Annotated in this window: 23 protein-coding genes and 1 pseudogene; 1 reads left to right on the top strand and 23 read right to left on the bottom strand. The window is 45.2% G+C overall.

Annotated features, from left to right (window positions below; translation table 11 throughout):
* Positions 1–68 precede the first annotated feature (68 nt).
* From GN277_RS04400 to mobV (GN277_RS04295), 23 genes and pseudogenes are all read right to left on the bottom strand, one after another.
* Positions 69–1,757, bottom strand: coding sequence for a recombinase family protein (locus GN277_RS04400; protein WP_159749996.1), 1,689 nt, complete (start codon positions 1,755–1,757; stop codon positions 69–71).
* Positions 1,758–1,949 carry a hypothetical protein gene (locus tag GN277_RS04395; RefSeq protein WP_159749995.1) on the bottom strand — a complete coding sequence of 64 codons (192 nt, stop codon included), beginning with the start codon at positions 1,947–1,949 and terminating at the stop codon, positions 1,758–1,760.
* A 68-nt stretch (positions 1,950–2,017) separates the two neighbouring features.
* The gene (locus GN277_RS04390; RefSeq protein ID WP_159749994.1) at positions 2,018–2,242 is read right to left on the bottom strand and encodes a YdbC family protein; all 225 of its coding nucleotides are present in this window, start codon (positions 2,240–2,242) and stop codon (positions 2,018–2,020) included.
* A 67-nt stretch (positions 2,243–2,309) separates the two neighbouring features.
* Positions 2,310–3,164 carry a ParB/RepB/Spo0J family partition protein gene (locus GN277_RS04385; protein ID WP_159749993.1) on the bottom strand — a complete coding sequence of 285 codons (855 nt, stop codon included), beginning with the start codon at positions 3,162–3,164 and terminating at the stop codon, positions 2,310–2,312.
* An 8-nt stretch (positions 3,165–3,172) separates the two neighbouring features.
* Positions 3,173–4,138 carry a MobV family relaxase gene (gene mobV / locus GN277_RS04380; protein ID WP_159749992.1) on the bottom strand — a complete coding sequence of 322 codons (966 nt, stop codon included), beginning with the start codon at positions 4,136–4,138 and terminating at the stop codon, positions 3,173–3,175.
* 288 nt (positions 4,139–4,426) lie between these two features.
* The gene (locus GN277_RS29330; protein ID WP_204162700.1) at positions 4,427–4,651 is read right to left on the bottom strand and encodes a hypothetical protein; all 225 of its coding nucleotides are present in this window, start codon (positions 4,649–4,651) and stop codon (positions 4,427–4,429) included.
* 28 nt (positions 4,652–4,679) lie between these two features.
* On the bottom strand, positions 4,680–5,654 hold the full coding sequence (locus GN277_RS04375; RefSeq protein ID WP_159756356.1) for an AAA family ATPase: 975 nt from the start codon (positions 5,652–5,654) through the stop codon (positions 4,680–4,682).
* Between the two features lie 462 nt (positions 5,655–6,116).
* The gene (locus tag GN277_RS04370) at positions 6,117–6,569 is read right to left on the bottom strand and encodes a relaxase/mobilization nuclease domain-containing protein (RefSeq protein ID WP_244324597.1); all 453 of its coding nucleotides are present in this window, start codon (positions 6,567–6,569) and stop codon (positions 6,117–6,119) included.
* On the bottom strand, positions 6,569–6,901 hold the full coding sequence (locus GN277_RS04365) for a plasmid mobilization protein (protein WP_159749991.1): 333 nt from the start codon (positions 6,899–6,901) through the stop codon (positions 6,569–6,571). The genes GN277_RS04370 and GN277_RS04365 overlap by 1 nt, the downstream gene beginning before the upstream one ends.
* Positions 6,849–7,013: a DUF3789 domain-containing protein gene (locus GN277_RS04360; RefSeq protein WP_159749990.1), complete on the bottom strand. Its 165-nt coding sequence runs from the start codon at positions 7,011–7,013 to the stop codon at positions 6,849–6,851. Before GN277_RS04360 ends, GN277_RS04365 begins: the two co-directional genes overlap by 53 nt.
* A 103-nt stretch (positions 7,014–7,116) precedes the next feature.
* Positions 7,117–7,407 (bottom strand): hypothetical protein, encoded by a 291-nt coding sequence (locus GN277_RS04355; RefSeq protein ID WP_159749989.1) that lies wholly within the window; start codon positions 7,405–7,407, stop codon positions 7,117–7,119.
* An 82-nt stretch (positions 7,408–7,489) separates the two neighbouring features.
* Complete coding sequence (locus tag GN277_RS04350) at positions 7,490–8,473, bottom strand: DUF3991 and TOPRIM domain-containing protein (protein ID WP_159749988.1); 984 nt, start codon at positions 8,471–8,473, stop codon at positions 7,490–7,492.
* 121 nt (positions 8,474–8,594) lie between these two features.
* The gene (locus GN277_RS04345; protein ID WP_159749987.1) at positions 8,595–8,924 is read right to left on the bottom strand and encodes a DUF6664 family protein; all 330 of its coding nucleotides are present in this window, start codon (positions 8,922–8,924) and stop codon (positions 8,595–8,597) included.
* A 78-nt stretch (positions 8,925–9,002) separates the two neighbouring features.
* Positions 9,003–9,902, bottom strand: a complete 900-nt coding sequence (locus tag GN277_RS04340) for a helicase (protein ID WP_159749986.1) — start codon at positions 9,900–9,902, stop codon at positions 9,003–9,005.
* A gap of 100 nt (positions 9,903–10,002) precedes the next feature.
* The gene (locus tag GN277_RS04335) at positions 10,003–10,581 is read right to left on the bottom strand and encodes a DUF2971 domain-containing protein (protein WP_159749985.1); all 579 of its coding nucleotides are present in this window, start codon (positions 10,579–10,581) and stop codon (positions 10,003–10,005) included.
* 10 nt (positions 10,582–10,591) lie between these two features.
* Complete coding sequence (locus GN277_RS04330) at positions 10,592–11,092, bottom strand: hypothetical protein (protein ID WP_204162699.1); 501 nt, start codon at positions 11,090–11,092, stop codon at positions 10,592–10,594.
* 96 nt (positions 11,093–11,188) lie between these two features.
* Positions 11,189–11,614 (bottom strand): hypothetical protein, encoded by a 426-nt coding sequence (locus GN277_RS04325; RefSeq protein WP_159749983.1) that lies wholly within the window; start codon positions 11,612–11,614, stop codon positions 11,189–11,191.
* Positions 11,615–11,747: 133 nt separating this feature from the next.
* The gene (locus tag GN277_RS04320) at positions 11,748–12,251 is read right to left on the bottom strand and encodes a hypothetical protein (protein ID WP_159749982.1); all 504 of its coding nucleotides are present in this window, start codon (positions 12,249–12,251) and stop codon (positions 11,748–11,750) included.
* 91 nt (positions 12,252–12,342) lie between these two features.
* Complete coding sequence (locus GN277_RS04315) at positions 12,343–14,208, bottom strand: recombinase family protein (RefSeq protein WP_159749981.1); 1,866 nt, start codon at positions 14,206–14,208, stop codon at positions 12,343–12,345.
* Between the two features lie 54 nt (positions 14,209–14,262).
* On the bottom strand, positions 14,263–14,454 hold the full coding sequence (locus GN277_RS04310; RefSeq protein ID WP_159749980.1) for a stage II sporulation protein R: 192 nt from the start codon (positions 14,452–14,454) through the stop codon (positions 14,263–14,265).
* An 82-nt stretch (positions 14,455–14,536) separates the two neighbouring features.
* Positions 14,537–14,767, bottom strand: coding sequence for a YdbC family protein (locus tag GN277_RS04305; protein WP_159749979.1), 231 nt, complete (start codon positions 14,765–14,767; stop codon positions 14,537–14,539).
* A 67-nt stretch (positions 14,768–14,834) separates the two neighbouring features.
* Positions 14,835–15,689 (bottom strand): ParB/RepB/Spo0J family partition protein, encoded by an 855-nt coding sequence (locus tag GN277_RS04300; protein WP_159749978.1) that lies wholly within the window; start codon positions 15,687–15,689, stop codon positions 14,835–14,837.
* An 8-nt stretch (positions 15,690–15,697) separates the two neighbouring features.
* A pseudogene (mobV, locus tag GN277_RS04295) lies at positions 15,698–16,663 on the bottom strand (MobV family relaxase).
* Positions 16,664–16,698: 35 nt separating this feature from the next.
* Between mobV (GN277_RS04295) and GN277_RS30855 the strand changes: the two are divergent.
* Positions 16,699–16,824, top strand: a complete 126-nt coding sequence (locus GN277_RS30855) for a hypothetical protein (RefSeq protein ID WP_280178592.1) — start codon at positions 16,699–16,701, stop codon at positions 16,822–16,824.
* Positions 16,825–16,905: the final 81 nt, after the last annotated feature.

Raw genomic sequence — 16,905 nt, 5'->3', positions numbered from 1 at the left:
CTATCTTCGCTATAAGGCTGTTCCATATATCTATAAGGCAAGGAATTGTCAGCCGCCATTCATTATAATCAAGATACAGAGGGTGCTTTTCCATCGCCCGTTCCTTTTCCCAAAGGGTATTTACGCCTCCTGCCATGCCTTATCAGCATGGTTGCCTTAAAACGCCGCTCCTGTATGTAACCGCCGAAGCGGTAGCAGACCTTAATGACCTGTTCTGCCCCTGCTTCGGTTTCCGTCCGCTCAAACACTTCAATCCGCTCCACTAAAAGGTTGAGGTTTTCGGCGGTCAGTTCCTCTATGCCCACAAATTCCGCCATCAAGTCAGCCCATTGTACAGCGTTCTTCTGGCTGTCCCTTACTTCCTGCATGGCATGTTCAATGCCCTCTATCACTTCCAAAAGCTTCTCCTGCTCCGTCTGGTACTTGTCTATCAGACGTGCAAAATTTTCATTGGAGATACGCCCAGAAAGGGAATCCTCATATAAACGGTCAAACAGCCTTGTCACTTCCTCATACCGTTTCTTCGCCTGTTTCAGTCTGTATTCGTTATTTTTCCCCTTATTCCCGTCTGCCTTTGCGTTCATTTTCAACGCCAGGGCTACCGCTTTTTCCCTGTCCTCGAAGGCAAGGTGAGCATGGTACTGGATGTCGGCAAGAACCGCGTTATATAAATCCTCATAGAAAATACGGTGGTCAGAGCAAGCCTTTGTATTCTGGGCGTAAGTGCTGCAAACATAAATATGGTGCTTGTCTTTCCCCCAATACCTAAGCCCCAAAGACTTCCCGCATGTGCCGCACTTTATAAGCCCTGCAAATATGGAAACAAAATTATTTTTCGTGTCACGCCGTCGGCTTTGAATCTTAGCGTTTGCCCCGTCAAAAAGTTCCTGCGACACAAGCGGCTCATGCGTGTTGTCCACCCGTATCTGCTCTGATTCTGGGACGTTCCTGTATTTCCCTACCTTGAAAATCACCTCCGTTTTGCACATCACCGAATGCCCAAGATATATAGGGTTTCCTATTATCCCACGGATGACGCAGGGAGCCCATTCGTATTTGTTTTCTGGGTTCTCAAACCTCCATGAATAATCCTTCTCATTGCGTGTATGAAGCCACCATGACGGGCACGCCACCTTTTCCGTGCGGAAAGCCTTTGCAATCTTCCTCACCCCGAACCCTTTGTTCGCAAGCTCAAATATACGCTTTACCACCCATGCCGTTTCCCCGTCCACAACCAGCTTGTTATGGTTATCTGGTGCTTTGCGGTATCCAAACGGGGCGTAGGAGCAGCGGTAAAGCCCCGCTTTTGACCTCGCCCGAAAAGACGAACGGATTTTCCTTGAAATATCCCTGCTGTAAAATTCGTTCATCACATTCTTTAATGCGGCGATATCGTTATTCCTGTTGGCGGTGTCCACCCCGTCATTGAGGGCGATATACCTTACATTTTTCATTGGGAAATAAATCTCCGTAAAATGCCCGACCTTTAAATGGTCACGCCCCAGACGTGATAAATCCTTTGTGATGACGACATCTATCTTTCCCGCTTCAATGTCATCAAGCATACGGTTAAAGTCTGGCCTTTCAAAATTTAAGCCGCTCCAACCGTCATCCACATAGATTTCCACCACCATAAAGCCGTGTTCCTTTGCATACTGTGTCAGCATGGTTTTCTGTGTCTTAATGCTCTCGCTGTCGCCCTGCGCCATATCGTCTTTCGATAAACGGCAGTACAAGGCAGTCTTTAAAATTCCCATTCATTCCGTCCCCTTTCTCTGTTTTCTGTCTTTATTGTATTGCGTGTCCTTTATTATCTCAAAGGTGCGGGGAGAAGATTTCCCCCTCCGCACTTCGTTTACAAGCAGGGAAATAAATACTTCCCTCATATCCTTACTGCCCGTATAGACAGGCTGAACCGTTATCTTCGGGCGTGTAATTGTCCTTGCCATAGGCGTATATCCTCCCTTAAAGACAGAAAAGGAGCGTCTGAAAACGTCCCTAATCCAGATAAAAATAATTATTGTGTCAACTCTTTTTTCAATGAGGCAAGGAGATTTCCCGCTTCTTTTTCAGTCAGCGTAATGCCCTTTCCGCACTTCTCACGGTTGGGGGAAAAGCTGCGGATGTCATACTTTGGCTCTTTCCCGTTCCATGAGATTAAATTGATTTCCTTTGTGTAGCCGCTGTCACTCGTAGACAATATGGCGATTTCCTTTACAATCTCATACTGAATATCTTTCATTTCCTACCTCAATTCTACATTTTCTTTGCTTGGATACTCTGTGCATTTACTACCCGAAAAGAGAAGATTAGCGGCTTTCCCTGCCCCGTTTCCTCTGCAATTCACGCTCCAAAAGTTTGATGATGGTGTCCTCCATCTGCTTCGGCGTTGTCCCTTTCGGGAAGTATTTCTTTAACCTCTCCATGCCGATTTTCACGGTTTCTTTCTGGTTTCCCTTTTCCTCCGTCATAATCGCAAAGATGGTATCCATGTCAAGCCGCCCGCTCTGGCTTAGGTTTTTCATCCGCTGTGCCTGTGAGAGTGAGGGCGTTGCTTCCTCGCTCTCCATTGTGGCGAATAGGTTTTCCTGCTCGCTTTTCTTCAAAAAGGACAGCTCCACCGCAGGCGTGAGGGCGATTCTCCCCTCGTCCACCATCTGCAAAATAGGCGGTATCAGCTCCGTCAAGCGGATGAATCTCTGCACGGTCATCCTGCCAACGCCGAAGCCCTGCGCCACCTTATCGTCCGTCCGCAACTTCGTCCCAACTTGTGACGAGGTTAAGTCTGTGCGGAAACCCTGCCGCTTCATGGCTTCGGATTTCATCTTGTAGGCAAACGCCCGCTCCGATGGCAGGATATTTTCACGCTGTAAGTTGCTGTCCACAAGGGTGATGATGGCTCGGTCACGGTCTAAAGGCAGGACAAAAGCGGGGACTGTGTTTATCCCTGCAAGCTCCGAAGCACGGACACGCCGCTGTCCCGCAATGATTTCATAGCCATTCCCGTCCTCTTTCGGGCGTGTGATTATCGGTGTTACAATGCCAAATTCCTTAATGCTTTCCGCTAACGCTGACAGCATTTCATCCTCCACCACATGAAACGGGTTGTCGGGAAACGGGTATAAATCTGCTGTCTTTAATACCTTAAAATCCTGTTTCTTCATTCACATTCCTACCTTTCTTTCGCTCTGTTCCGATTGCTTTTCTGTAATTCTTCTATCAATTCTGGCGGTATCTTTTTCAACAGCCTTTCCATCTGCTCGTTGGTTCTCTGCAACTCAAATATCCTCTGGTTGGCTTTCTGTACCTTTCGTTCCTGCTCGTACTTCTCATCACGCATACGCCCCGCATAGTCGGATTCCTGCCCGATTCTCTCTTTCAAGCTGTCGATATACGCCTGCTGTTTGCCGATTTCCTTAGAGAATTTCTCCACGTCTGGAAGCCATGCGGAGAGCAGTTCTAACGCCTTATCTCTTTTCTTTCCTGCGTTAAAAGCGTTAATGTCGGAGAGGGCAGACACGATTTCTGCATACTGTTTATCCAGCCTGCCGCCCAACTTGTAGAGCCATGTGGGGATGTGTTTCCGCTTCGTTTCCATTGAGGACTGACCTCTTTCCAATTCGCTCCACTGTGCGGACATCCGCTCATGGTAGGCGGTCTGCCACTCGGACAGGCTCTTTTGGTTGCCTAAAATGGACTTCGCTGACAGCTTGTTGTCGGGCGTAAGCGGCACAAAGCACAGGTGCATATGGGGTGTTCTCTCGTCCATGTGGACGACTGCGGAGAGGATATTTTTCTTTCCCACACGCTCCGAAATGAAGTCAAGAGCCGTCTGGAAATAGGCTTTTTGTTCTTCGGGCGGTAAGCTGTTCATAAATTCGGGCGAAGCGGTGATAAGCGTTTCCACCATCATCACGCTGTCTTTCCTTACCTTACAGCCCGCTTCTTTTACCATTTGGTTTATCTCTTTCTTGTAGGTGTAGCGGGGCGGCTTCACAAGATGGTAGTTATCTTTGGAGCGTCCCACGTCAATATCTGGGTTGCTTTTATAGGCTTCTTTCTTCCGCTCGTTGTGGCGTTCGCAAGCCGCAACGCCGCCTGCCTTGCGTTTCTGGAAACGCAGGATTGCATAGGGCATAGTCAATCTTCCTTTCTTCGGCGGGTAATCTCCCAAAAGGTGACGGTCATGACGATGATGACGGTGATTTTGGGATACCCCCCTACCGCCTGTCATAGCTGTCACTGTCAAGCCGACATTCTTCCATCCGAAGCCGCAGGGCGCAGGATGGGCAGGGCGTAAGCCCTGCTTTAAGGGAGTCCAGAGGGAACGTCTGGCACACGACTTTGCAGGGCAAAGTGTAGTGTGTTACACCCTGTAAACGCAGTCGGAAAAATCGGGGGGATTTTTCTGACCGCAGGGGTGGCTTTACGAGCCGAAAAGGGCGAGTAATGCCCACGCCTGCATGTTGCGTTTACGGGGTGTTCTCCCGTAAGGGTGACAGCGGCGGGGGTATCCCAATATTGCTGTCATCACCGTCACCGCTGTCACCCGCAGGGCATAACTGTCAATTTTACATACATCCGCTATGACAGTGACAGTGGCAGGGGGTATCCTAAAAACACCGTCATCATCGTCATGACCGTCACGCATGGGGCAGAGCCGCCGATGTCACATAGGTTTAAATGTCGGCGGCAACGGCAAGAGAAATCATCCGCCCGCTGCTCCTGCGGCTGAAATCATAACGGATATGGTTTTCAAGCAGGAAGTCAAGGCGGTACTCATTCATCCACTTTGTTAAAACATTTGCCGCTGTTTCTGTTTCCCCCAGAGCGTCCAATAACTCTGTGGCTGTGCCAGTCCATTCCTCTTTATCCTGCATGAAATTTACAATCCGAAAAAGGACGTCTGGTATCGCTTCTTTGGCAAGCTGTTCCTGCTCTTTCCGCTCCACCAGTTCCCAACTGCAATCACGAAAACGGAGCGTAAACTCCTGATAGGGCGTGTCCCTGCCCGTCACATACAGCTTTGCGGCATTGGACGCACGGCTTTCCTGTTGCAGGACAAAGGTTGCGTCCGCACTCCCCGTCAATCCCGTCGTGCCAGACACTTTGTTGAACACGTCGCTGTCGTTCTGCTTTCGAATATGGTGTACGACAATGACCGCAAGAGAGTGCCTGTCGGCAAAGTCTTTGATAAGGGAGATGTCCCCGTAGTCGCTTGCGTAGGCGTTGTCTTTGGATGCGGTTCGGACTTTCTGCAAGGTGTCAATCACAATAAGCCTGCTGTCGGGGTATTCTTTCAAATAATCCTCCAACTGCACGATAAGACCGTCTGACAGCTTGTCGCTTGCCACCGCAAAGTGAAGCCGCCCGCTCGCTTCATCCGTCAAGCGGAACAGCCTGTCTTGGATGCGGCAGAACGTGTCCTCAAGGCAGAGGTAAAGCACGTCGCCCTCCTGTGTCGGCATATCCCACAAGGGGATTCCCTGCGACACACAAAGGCAGAGCTTTAACATGAGCCAGCTCTTACCGATTTTCTGTGAGCCGCAGAACAGGGTTAAGCCCGTGGGTATCAGACCGTCCACCACAAAGGACGGCTTTTCAAGCGGCTCATAGAGGAGCGTATCGGCGTTGACCGTCTGAAGCTTCTGCATGGGATTCCTCCTTTCGGGCGGTGTCTTTGGTTTTGTTGCACATAGGCATGACCTCCTAAATATATTTACTCCTGCAAGAACAGCAGGAGTATGTAACGCAGTCAGTCCATACAGTTCCACGCTTTCTTTAAGCGGCGTTCTCTCTGCCTGTGCTATGCACGGATTAAGCAGGGGGCAGGATTCGTGTTGTAATCTACTGTCCATTGCGGCAGGTATCCCTCTGGCGGCTGCTATAAAGTTTTCAAGGAGCGGTAATCTATTGTATTGGTTTCATGGCAATAAAAATGGGTGGGAGGATTTGACCTCTCACCCAATAGCCCAAAAAGGGAAGTATATTTTTAGACGTTGTATTCACTTTTTGATAAAATAGAAACACCCATCACTTAACCTTTTTCTTTCGGTCAGTAATGAGTGCTTTGCAATCAGATATTTAATTATAAGGATTAGTATATCTTATGTTCTCTAAAAATGCTTTCCATCTGTATAAGATACCGAGTTTATTACAAAGTGGTTATGCAGACAGTTTGTGTTTAGATGGGTCGCTACGATAGCTTGGAACCTGTCGCCCCACATTTTTTGCGCTAATTTTACGCCGATTTCGTGCGCCTGCTCTGGCGTGACTTCTCCTTGCTTAAAGCTCTGGAATCCGTGGTAGCAGACTATCTTACTTTCATCCTGATACTGTGCTTTTGTTATTGCCATTTCATCCCTTGCGGTTACCGGGTCGCAATTTACTCCTGTGACGAAAAATTGCTGTTCGGTCTTGTCGCTGTTGGCAGCATACTTCATCACATCTCCCATTGCCTGTAAATCAGCGTCGGTATAATCAGGATTGACTGTCTTATCAGGATTCTTGGCATAGTCCAGAGGGTGGTCGAGCCTGCCCCTTACATCCCAGATTTCGCAGACTGCCATTATGTTGCCGCCCGTTTCGGGAGAAGATATTTTTTTCGGACGTCAATCTGGAAATCGTGCCATCGCTTAGCTTCTTCCCGAAGCATCGGTGTGTCTATGAAGCCGAGGGCGTTTGCTTTCGCCGCAAGCTGGTTGATACGGTTTCCGATTGCTGACAGCTCCCGCATTATCTTGTAGAATTCCGGGTCTGGCTTTTGGCAGAGACGGTATCCCATGACCATAGAACGCAGAAGGGCTTCTTTGGAACGTCCTGACTGCCCTACAAGTCTGTATAGGTAATCAGCTTCTTCTTCCGACAGCCGAAAAAGTATCTGCACATTTCTCTTTCTCATGCTCTGTCCCCCTTCTTTCTGACGTTCTGTTTATTTGCAATATGCACATGCTGGCTGCGCCGAACATTCCGCCGAGCATTGTGCCAAGGATAAAAAATATGGCTTCTTTCATGTCTGGATTCCTTTCTTATATTTCTCTTTTGCACGGGGTATTAGGGGATTCCCCTAACAAGCGAATTTGGTTAGCCAAATTCAGTGCTTGGTAAGACGTGTTTTTAACATCCGTCCTCGCTGCAACATCCTCCGCATATCGGACACTGGAAGGTACAGCCCGAACAATAACTGTTCTTTAAGGCTTCGTTCTTCATCCCTGATTCTTTGGGATTGCCCTTGCAGGAATCGGTTATAACGGCTTCTCCGCAAGCAAAATCTTCCTCGGAGAACTGGATTGCATTGCTGTCAAAGAGAATATTTCTCAATTTTTCTGCCGCCTGTTCGGAGTTGTCGGCATAGATAGTGAGGGGTTTTTCATAATGGATATTCAGCTTCACTTTGTATTCTTTCAATGGATTTTCCTCTCTTTCTGTTTTTGTTTGATACATTTTAATGGGATTGGGTTGCTGGTCTTTACCGGGGATTCGCTGATTATTAACGTGCGTCTCTCCTTTCCTGATTAGTTTTGGGTCTTACTATCCCCAGATAGGACAATAAAAAATCGTTGTAGTCCTTACCTACTGGCGGCGGGGAATCAACGATTTGGTATTGTTTCTGTAATAATTCTTTTAGCGCAGCGGTACATAACCGCCCTGCTTTGTCATTATCCAGATGCAGATGGATAGTCTGTATCTGTGGATTAACTTGCAGAAATGTGGTCAAAGCGATAGGAAGTTTACTATCTTTTATTTCTTTTTTAGGCTGATATACGCCTGACAATGAAAGTAAATTTGTTTCATGGTAATCTTTTCCTTCGCATTTTAGATAGGTGGCATAGGACAGCAGGTCAATGGCGGCTTCAAATAAATGCACGGTTTCGCTTGACTCTTTGGGCAAAAGCCGAAACGAATACCGCTTGTCGCTCCCCGATGCGTCTCTCTTAAAGCTGCCAACTATACTTCGGCAGGCTGCATATCTGGGCGTCCCCATTTCATCTTTTCCAATAAATATTGCGTTGTGGTAATCAGCACTTTCAAAGAGTATTCCGTTAGCAATGCACTCTTGGATTAGTGGGTAATCAATGCCCCGTCTGAATAGATACTCTGTTACTCGGTCACAATTTTTATTCTTTGGCGGCAGGAGCAGTATCTTGGGTTCTCTCTTTATTGGGGATGCCGATAGGGGAGCCCAGTCTGCGGCGGTCTGCCCTGTGAGTGTTTCTACAGCTTTGATAAAGTCGTAATCTTTGACTTTGATAAGGTAGTCGAGAGCAGATATGCCGCCGAAACCTCTCGACCACCAATACCATTTTCCGTTGGAAATCTTTAAGCTGTCATGCTCTTTGGTGCAGTAGACATTGCCTGCGACTCTTTTTAGATTGCCCGGTTCGTAACGCTGCAGGTAGGTCAGTAAATCCATTTGCCTAGCCTGTTCGATTACTTCGGGGGCAATCTTTACGTATGATGTGTTACTTTTCATTCCATTCAATCACCTCCTGAAATTGAAAAAGCCAAGGGATTTTCTTAACAGAAAAGCTCTCGGCTATGTAGATACGACGGCAGCACCTTCACGCTGACGTCGTCTTCTCTCAGTCAGTCCATTATAAAATCCCTGCCTTTTTCAGATATCCCACGCTGTCATAACAGCCACGGAAGTAGACTGACTGAATTTCCATGTCTGTAAGTTTGTTTTTCAGCTCCATCACTTTAATCAGTGCCGCACATTCTTCCACGGTCAATTCCTCCTCTGTTTCCGTGTCAAACACGCCTAAGACTTTCGGATATTTCTCATACAATCCCTCAATCTTGGCTTGTACGGCACGGTATTCCTCGTTTTCTCTGGACAGCTTTGCTATGACAGAACCAAGGTATTCATGGAAGATATTGCTGTGGGCATCTACAAAAGTTTCAAATCTAAACGAATCAGACATTCTTCCTCACCTCCTTTTTTTCTAATCCAATTTTATTATACTACCCAAAACAGAGCAATCCAAATGTGTAAACTAGGTTTAACGCTCCCTGTCCATACATTTTTTCTCTGGCTGTTCGCCGTCCTGTTCCTGCCCGTCGTCAATTACAGCGTTGTCCTTTTCATTCAGATTCAGCTCAATATTGAGGGCATTGAGCCGTTCCGTCTTTTCTTTCAGCTCATTTTCAAAAGCAAACGGCTTTTTTACTTCCTCTTTTGCGGTTTCAAGCTGTGCGATAGTTTCCTCCTTTCTGGTCTTGGCGGCTTCCAGCCTTGCGGGGAGTTTGGCGATTTCATTCTCAATTCTGGTAAGATTGCCAAGGGCATCCGCACCTAGCTCCACCTTATATTTCCTCATTCCGCAAATGTTTAGGCAGTAGCAGGTGTTAAAGGTATCATAGAAAACCTCCATCTGAAAGCCACGGTAGCTGCCGATTTGTATCGGCTGTGACAGTGGATTTTCCTTGCAGATGGCAAGCAGCATCCCGCCTGCGTCCGCTTTTTCTTTGTAGGTTACGCCGTTTAAGGTCATCGGGCAGAACTTATTCTCGCCCTGCGGCTTGTGCTGACTGGCAATCTTAACATCGTTCCCATATCCTGCAATGCGTTCCTCATAATCCTTAATCTCCTTCGGGTAGTGCTTCAGTATCCTGTCCTCAAGGTCGTAATGCTCGGAAAGATAACTCTGCTTCAGGACTTTCAGCTTCGCCACCTGCATATCCAAATCCATTTTTTCCTTGAAACGCTCGTCGCCTGTGGCAAGCATTTTCACCTCCGCAAAGGAAAGGGCGACCTCGTCCACGTCCTCGGCAGAACGCACAGGGCTTTTGCTCGTCATTATCTGAGAGATGAATTTCTGTTTTCCCTCCACAAGCTGATAGAGGTAGGCATCAAAGGTTTGTTCCGTCACATATCGGTAGACTTCAACCTCTGGGAACATATTTCCCTGCCTTTCAATCCTCCCTTGACGCTGTTCTAAGCAAGTCGGTCATTTTTTGCGGACAGTTCAATACATATCAAACAATAAACAATCCCAAATATCATCTATATTGTATCGTTGATTGAGTAACTTTTATCTGTGACTGTTTATCATCTTTCCACATTTTATTTCCTTGTTTGTAAATAAAAGATACATAATCTTCAGGATTTTCTATTTTTGCTCCTAATATAACCTCATTAATATATGTCTTAGAATCATTATAAATATATATTTTAGGTATACTGCCAGAAATCACTTTCACATCATCAAGTTCCGCACTTGTTCGATTAGCTATTAATCGAATTTCATTTTCATGCTTATATGACTGATTCTTAAATAAATATGAAATCTGCGAAATGATATATTTTGCTAGAGATTTAATTTCAAGAAAACATTCTTTTCCTTCTTCTGAATTCAAATCAATTTTATGATTGCAGAAAGAAACTAAATCTCGATATGTAAATAAAAATTCATCCAGAAATATTTTTACCTTTTCATCCTTTTTATCACATTTTCCATCATCCGTTAAATATATTATCCTCCGCAAAGAACTATTTTCAAAAGTTTTATTATTTAATACTATACAACATCCTTTAGCATCATCCCCATACTGTACCCACATTGGCAAAAATTCTTTCATAGAATTTTCTTTACTTTTTTAGATAACAAAAAAATGATTTTAAAAAAACATAGTTTTCTTCATACTGATTTCTAGAATCTGAAAAGTCCTCTGTATCAACAGAAGCAAACTTATCATTTTCCAATAAACCTCGAAGAATTTTTCCCTCCTGTGGGTCGTTCATGTGGTAAACATGAAACATTGGTAAACGATAATTACAATTTTCAGAAGTTTCATCCTCTAATAAAAGCCTAAGATGTTCAGCCTTTGTGTAATAAAGAACATCATATTGAGATATATCACGTATTTTGGTTTCATGCCGAATTTCTAAAGCATGGAACAGCAATTGAATTAAACTCTCATAAATCTTTTTATATGCCTCTGAATTATTTTTTAAATACTCATTTGAGTGTACAAAATCCACAATTACTTCATACTCTTTCAATTTCTTATGACTAAAATTATTGTAAAAATACTCAATCCAATCAATTACTAGCTCATGTTTTTCTGGGTTTAAACACATGTATTTCATTAATATCCATAAATGTGTATTAAAATTTGAGTCTTTTTTGTTTCCTCATCTGCTTCATTAAATGCTTCTTCAAAACATTCAAATGCTCCATTATAATCACTTTTTCTGAAAGTAAAAAGATTTTTCTAAAATTACATGATACAGAAATTCTTTATACTCCGTTTTCTGTAACACTTTTGCTTGTAAAATATGTTGCTCAGCCTGAATTATTAATTTATATGCCTCTTCAATGTAAATTTCCCAGTTTACATCATCTTTTTCTTTATAATTCGCCGCCCAAGCATAATATATTGCTCCATTATATAAATCGAAAACATTTTGGGATTCTCCGAATTTATTAATATATTTATTTTGAATATTTTTTGCTTCTTCATATTTCCCTAAATTAAATAAAAGTTCCGCCTTTTGCTTTTCCCAAAATCCTCTAATTTCTAAATCCGATACCCTTCTAAATAAATGTTCACTTTCTTCTAAAAAAGACATAGCATCTTTATATCTCTCTGCGTTTTTAAATTTTTTCAATATTCTAAAAATTCTTTTGCCATAATGCGCTCTGAATCAACTGTATATTTCTCACTTTTATCACAGCATTTCAAATTAGAATGCAATAAATAGGTCAAACAATCATTTTGATTTTCAAGCATAAAAATTTGAGTTAAGAACCTTTTATCTTCCATAGTATAGAAACTGATATTTTTCGGAAAATCTCTCTCATGTTTTTTTCAGTTTCATTTTTATCATATATTTTAGCTTCATGAACAAAATATAATAAATATACAGCTGCTAATATACCTGTTATTCTTTTAACACAATTCCATTCATTACCCACTTTACCTGATTTCCATATAGTATCCAATAAACCATTTAACCCCATAGTTGCTTCAATGCTATATGTACGTAAAAATAGCAAAAATAAATCAACTGCCTTGTCAAGTGTTTTTTCTTCTAATTGTGTATCTGTACTATAATACGAAAGTATTTTTCTTAATTCATATATATTATCTTTGCTCTTTATTCTTTCTTCATCGTTTTTGTTGCCAATAAAATGATTTACTATAATATCCAAATTATTATATTCAACCCCTGAATAGTCATATAGAAAATATTCAAGCTTATCTAAAAGAACCGCATCACTAATTACCAAACAATTTCTTTCCATATTCGTAAAAAACCTTTCTAAAATTTTTCTCTAAAATATTATCAGCATTAAAAACCACCTATATTATACTCGAAAACTAAGACTCTTTCAATTAACTATCAAATAAATTACTTTTCTCAGACAGTTCAATACATGCCATCCTTTTCTGTTCCCTGCTCCTGCGTTTGCTCTCATTTGATTTCTCCCTCTGTATCTTCTTAGCACAAACGGGACAATACTTCGATATGCCAGAGCCAGGGACGTATTCGATGCCGCACACCGTACAGGGTTTAGCGGGCAACGCTGTCCACCGCTTCGTAGGTGTGATATGTAATTCACCGACAAAGCCGATGAATTTATAGTAAATCTTGATTTCCTGTCTAACCGTTCCGTCTGCCATCTTCTCACGCTCCGAAACAAGTATCTTGTCTATCAGTGCATTTACAACCGTTGCGTCCAGTTCCTTTAAGCCTTGATAGTTGCGGAGAAGGGAGAGGAAGTCACGGATTCCCTGCGACTTCTCGTAGCTTTCGTTGAGCGTTTCCGTTACTTCCCTCAGCCGTGCTTCGATTTCAAGCTGTTCTTTCTGGTATTTCCCCGACATCATCTCGAAATTCCGCTCGGTGATACGCTCCATGACCTTATCCTCATAGAGAGAGGAAAACAGCCTGTCAAGCTCCGCAAGGCGTTTGTTCAGCTTCTTTTGTTCTTTCTCCATTGCCTTTGCCTTGCTCTGGTCTGTTTCCGTGAGCCGCTTCTCAATCGCCTTCACCGCCCGCTCGTCATTCACCGCCATATCCGCAAAACGGTTGATGTCGGCAAGAACAGCGTTGAATAAGTCCCTCGCTTCAATGGCGTGTGCGGTACACATGATGTTGCCGTACCTGCCATAATTATTGCAGGTGTATTGTACGCAGTCGATGATGTCGGGGCGTTTCCTCCTGTTTGCGCTCATAGCCCGTAAAGCATAGCCGCAGTCCGCACACTTGATAACGCCTGCAAAGATATTCTCAAATCCCCCTGCGTTCTGTTCCCGCCTGCGGCTCGTCATAAGCTGCTGTACGGTGTCAAATTCCTCCTGCGTGACTATCCCCTCATGGGTGTCGGGTATCACTTCCCATTCTTCGGGCAGCTTAGAGGGGCGTTTCTTGCTTTTCATGTTGGCGGCAATCCGCTTGTAGCCTGCAAGGTTTCCCGCATAGATAGGGCTTCTTAAAATGCCCCTCACGCTGTTCTCGCTCCAAATATAGCGGTTTTCCTCGTTATCCTCAAAGTACCGTTCATAGCCTGCCGCCCCCTGCTCCGCCGCATAAGCGGCAGGGCGCAAGACGTGCTGTTTATTGATGTGTTTGCGGATTTTGGAGATTCCATTTCCCGCAAGCGCAAGGTCGAATATCTCCCTTACAACGTGCGCCACCTTATCATCTATCAACAAATGGTTGTGGTCGGCGGGGTCTTTGATATACCCATAGGGCGCATACGTCCCCATGAATTTCCCCTGTTGAAACCTCGCTCGGTACGCCGATTTTATCTTAACTGATATGTCGGCGGCATACATTTCATTTAGGATATTGCGGAACGGCGTAATGTCCATCACTGATTTATTGAGTGTGTCCACACCGTCATTGACCGCTATATACCGCACGTTATTTTCGGGAAAAAAGACTTCCAGATATAATCCGCAGTCAAGATAATTCCTCCCTAACCTTGATAAATCTTTCGTAATCACGCAATTTATCAGCCCGTTTTCAATGTCCTTAATCATGTTCTGGAAGCTCGGTCTTTGGAAATTCGTACCAGAATAACCGTCGTCCACATACGTTTTTGCTAAGTGCCAGCCCTGCTTTTTCACATAATCCGTAAGGATGGATTTCTGCGTGGCAATGCTCGCACTCTCATTTTCCGTGCCATCATCCTTAGATAACCGGCAGTAAATGCCGACTGAATAGATTTTCTTTTCTTCTTTGATTCCTGCCATACTGTAAAACCTCCGTATCTGCCCTAACTGTTTTCATGTTCCATTGCGTACATTCTAAGCGGACATACCCTCATTGTCGAAGGTGTCATCCTCGGCAATCTTCCTCCGTATATCTTCGGAGATAATTGGGATGAACGCCTCGGCAACGGTCTGTGTGCCGACATATTCACGGCTGACAATCATCTGCACTGGCTGTCTTGCCACAATACGTTTTCTCTTTTTGTTCGCTGTCTTATCCTCGCCCATATTCAAATCTTCCTTTCCAGACAGGACAGGGGGAGCGTCTGGAAACGTCTGGAAACGTCCCCGCCCTGCCTATCAGATACAATCAATCCCCGCTGTTCGATTCTTCCTGCAATGCTTTAAGGAGAGCCGCCGCTTCATCGGCGGTCAACGTGATTCCCTTTCCGCACTTCTCACGGCTGGGGGAAAAGCTGCGGATGTCGTATTTCGGCTCTTTCCCGTTCCATGAGATTAAATTGATTTCCTTTGTATAGCCGCTGTCGCTCGTAGACAATACGGCGATTTCCTTTACAATCTCATACTGTATTTCTTTCATTTCCTACCTCGATTCTACTTTTTCTTTGCTTGGATACTTTGTGCATTTACTATCCGAAAAGAGAAGATTAGCGGCTGTCCCTGCCCCGTTTCCTCTGCAATTCACGCTCCAAAAGTTTGATGATGGTGTCCTCCATCTGCTTCGGCGTTGTTCCTTTCGGGAAGTATTTCTTTAACCGCTCCATGCCGATTTTTACGGTTTCTTTCTGGTTTCCCTTTTCCTCCGTCATAATTGCAAAGATGGTGTCCATGTCAAGCCGCCCGCTCTGGCTCAAGGTTTTCATCCGCTGTGCCTGTGAGAGTGAGGGCGTTGCTTCCTCGCTTTCCATTGTGGCGAATAGGTTTTCCTGCTCGCCTTTCTTCAAAAAGGACAGTTCCACCGCAGGCGTGAGGGCGATTTTCCCCTCGTCCACCATCTGCAAAATTGACGGTATCAGCTCCGTCAATCGGATAAATCTCTGCACGGTCATCCTGCCAACGCCGAAGCCCTGCGCCACTTTATCGTCCGTCCGCAACTTCGTCCCAACTTGGGACGAAGTTAAATCCGTGCGGAAGCCCTGCCGCTTCATGGCTTCGGATTTCATCTTGTAGGCAAATGCCCGCTCCGATGGCAGGATATTTTCACGCTGTAAGTTGCTGTCAACAAGGGTGATGATGGCTCGGTCACGGTCTAAGGGCAGGACAAAAGCGGGGACTGTGTTTATCCCTGCAAGCTCCGAAGCACGGACACGCCGCTGTCCCGCAATGATTTCATAGCCGTCCCCGTCCTCTTTCGGACGTGTGATTATCGGCGTTACGATTCCAAACTCCTTAATGCTTTCCGCTAATTCTGATAACATTTCATCCTCCACTACATGAAACGGGTTGTCGGGAAACGGGTATAAATCTGCGGTCTTTAATACCTTAAAATCCTGTTTCTTCATTCACATTCCTACCTTTCTTTCGCTCTGTTCCGATTACTTTTCTGTAATTCCTCTATCACTTCTGGCGGTATCTTTTTCAATAACCGTTCCATCTGCTGATTGGTTCTCTGCAACTCAAATATCCTCTGGTTGGCTTTCTGTACCTTTAATTCCTGCTCGTACTTCTCATCACGCATACGCCCCGCATAGTCGGATTCCCGCCCGATTCTCTCTTTCAAGCTGTCAATATACGCCTGCTGTTTCCCGATTTCCTTAGAGAATTTCTCCACGTCTGGAAGCCATGCGGAGAGCAGTTCTAACGCCTTATCTCTTTTCTTGCCTGCGTTAAAGGCGTTGATGTCGGAGAGGGCAGACACGATTTCCGCATACTGTTTATCCAGCCTGCCGCCCAACTTATAGAGCCATGTGGGGATGTGTTTCCGCTTCGTTTCCATTGAGGACTGACCTCTTTCCAATTCGCTCCACCGTGCGGACATCCGCTCATGGTAGGCGGTCTGCCACTCGGAAAGGCTCTTTTGGTTGCCTAAAATGGACTTCGCTGACAGCTTGTTGTCGGGCGTAAGCGGCACAAAGCATAGGTGCATATGGGGCGTCCTTTCGTCCATGTGGACGACTGCGGAGAGGATATTCTGCTTTCCCACACGCTCCGAAATGAAGTCAAGAGCCGTCTGGAAATAGGCTTTTTGTTCTTCGGGCGGTAAGCTGTTCATGAATTCTGGCGAAGCGGTGATGAGCGTTTCCACCATCATCACGCTGTCTTTCCTTACCTTACAGCCCGCTTATTTTACCATTCGGTTTATCTCTTTCTTGTAGGTGTAGCGGGGCGGCTTCACAAGATGGTAGTTATCTTTGGAGCGTCCCACGTCAATGTCTGGGTTGCTTTTATAGGCTTCTTTCTTCCGCTCGTTGTGGCGTTCACAAGCCGCAACGCCGCCTGCCTTGCGTTTCTGGAAACGCAGAATTGCATAGGGCATGGCAGGATTCCTCCTTTCTTCGGCGGGTACTCTGTATGCGTGACGGTCATGACGATGATGACGGTGTTTTTGGGATACCCCCTATTGCCAGTCATAGCCGTCACTGTCACGCCGGCATTCTTCCATCCGAAGCCGCAAGGCAGAGGATGGGCAGGGCGTAAGCCCTGCTTTAAGGGAGTCCAGAGGGAACGTCTGGCACACGACTTTGCGGAGCAAAGTGTAGTGTGTTACACCCTGTAAAC

The sequence above is a fragment of the Sporofaciens musculi genome (assembly GCF_009830285.1).
Lineage (GTDB): Bacteria > Bacillota > Clostridia > Lachnospirales > Lachnospiraceae > Sporofaciens > Sporofaciens musculi.
Note: the sequence above shows the minus strand (reverse complement) of the source record. Positions and strands in the feature narration are given on the sequence as shown.

Bases quoted from the DNA above. Each gene is read 5' to 3' on its own strand.
- GN277_RS04400 (WP_159749996.1), bottom strand. From the start codon at position 1,757: ATGGGAATTTTAAAGACTGCCTTGTACTGCCGTTTATCGAAAGACGAT.
- GN277_RS04395 (WP_159749995.1), bottom strand. From the start codon at position 1,949: ATGGCAAGGACAATTACACGCCCGAAGATAACGGTTCAGCCTGTCTAT.
- GN277_RS04390 (WP_159749994.1), bottom strand. From the start codon at position 2,242: ATGAAAGATATTCAGTATGAGATTGTAAAGGAAATCGCCATATTGTCT.
- GN277_RS04385 (WP_159749993.1), bottom strand. From the start codon at position 3,164: ATGAAGAAACAGGATTTTAAGGTATTAAAGACAGCAGATTTATACCCG.
- mobV (WP_159749992.1), bottom strand. From the start codon at position 4,138: ATGCCCTATGCAATCCTGCGTTTCCAGAAACGCAAGGCAGGCGGCGTT.
- GN277_RS29330 (WP_204162700.1), bottom strand. From the start codon at position 4,651: ATGCGTGACGGTCATGACGATGATGACGGTGTTTTTAGGATACCCCCT.
- GN277_RS04375 (WP_159756356.1), bottom strand. From the start codon at position 5,654: ATGCAGAAGCTTCAGACGGTCAACGCCGATACGCTCCTCTATGAGCCG.
- GN277_RS04370 (WP_244324597.1), bottom strand. From the start codon at position 6,569: ATGGCAGTCTGCGAAATCTGGGATGTAAGGGGCAGGCTCGACCACCCT.
- GN277_RS04365 (WP_159749991.1), bottom strand. From the start codon at position 6,901: ATGAGAAAGAGAAATGTGCAGATACTTTTTCGGCTGTCGGAAGAAGAA.
- GN277_RS04360 (WP_159749990.1), bottom strand. From the start codon at position 7,013: ATGAAAGAAGCCATATTTTTTATCCTTGGCACAATGCTCGGCGGAATG.
- GN277_RS04350 (WP_159749988.1), bottom strand. From the start codon at position 8,473: ATGAAAAGTAACACATCATACGTAAAGATTGCCCCCGAAGTAATCGAA.
- GN277_RS04345 (WP_159749987.1), bottom strand. From the start codon at position 8,924: ATGTCTGATTCGTTTAGATTTGAAACTTTTGTAGATGCCCACAGCAAT.
- GN277_RS04340 (WP_159749986.1), bottom strand. From the start codon at position 9,902: ATGTTCCCAGAGGTTGAAGTCTACCGATATGTGACGGAACAAACCTTT.
- GN277_RS04335 (WP_159749985.1), bottom strand. From the start codon at position 10,581: ATGAAAGAATTTTTGCCAATGTGGGTACAGTATGGGGATGATGCTAAA.
- GN277_RS04330 (WP_204162699.1), bottom strand. From the start codon at position 11,092: ATGAAATACATGTGTTTAAACCCAGAAAAACATGAGCTAGTAATTGAT.
- GN277_RS04320 (WP_159749982.1), bottom strand. From the start codon at position 12,251: ATGGAAAGAAATTGTTTGGTAATTAGTGATGCGGTTCTTTTAGATAAG.
- GN277_RS04315 (WP_159749981.1), bottom strand. From the start codon at position 14,208: ATGGCAGGAATCAAAGAAGAAAAGAAAATCTATTCAGTCGGCATTTAC.
- GN277_RS04310 (WP_159749980.1), bottom strand. From the start codon at position 14,454: ATGGGCGAGGATAAGACAGCGAACAAAAAGAGAAAACGTATTGTGGCA.
- GN277_RS04305 (WP_159749979.1), bottom strand. From the start codon at position 14,767: ATGAAAGAAATACAGTATGAGATTGTAAAGGAAATCGCCGTATTGTCT.
- GN277_RS04300 (WP_159749978.1), bottom strand. From the start codon at position 15,689: ATGAAGAAACAGGATTTTAAGGTATTAAAGACCGCAGATTTATACCCG.
- GN277_RS30855 (WP_280178592.1), top strand. From the start codon at position 16,699: ATGCGTGACGGTCATGACGATGATGACGGTGTTTTTGGGATACCCCCT.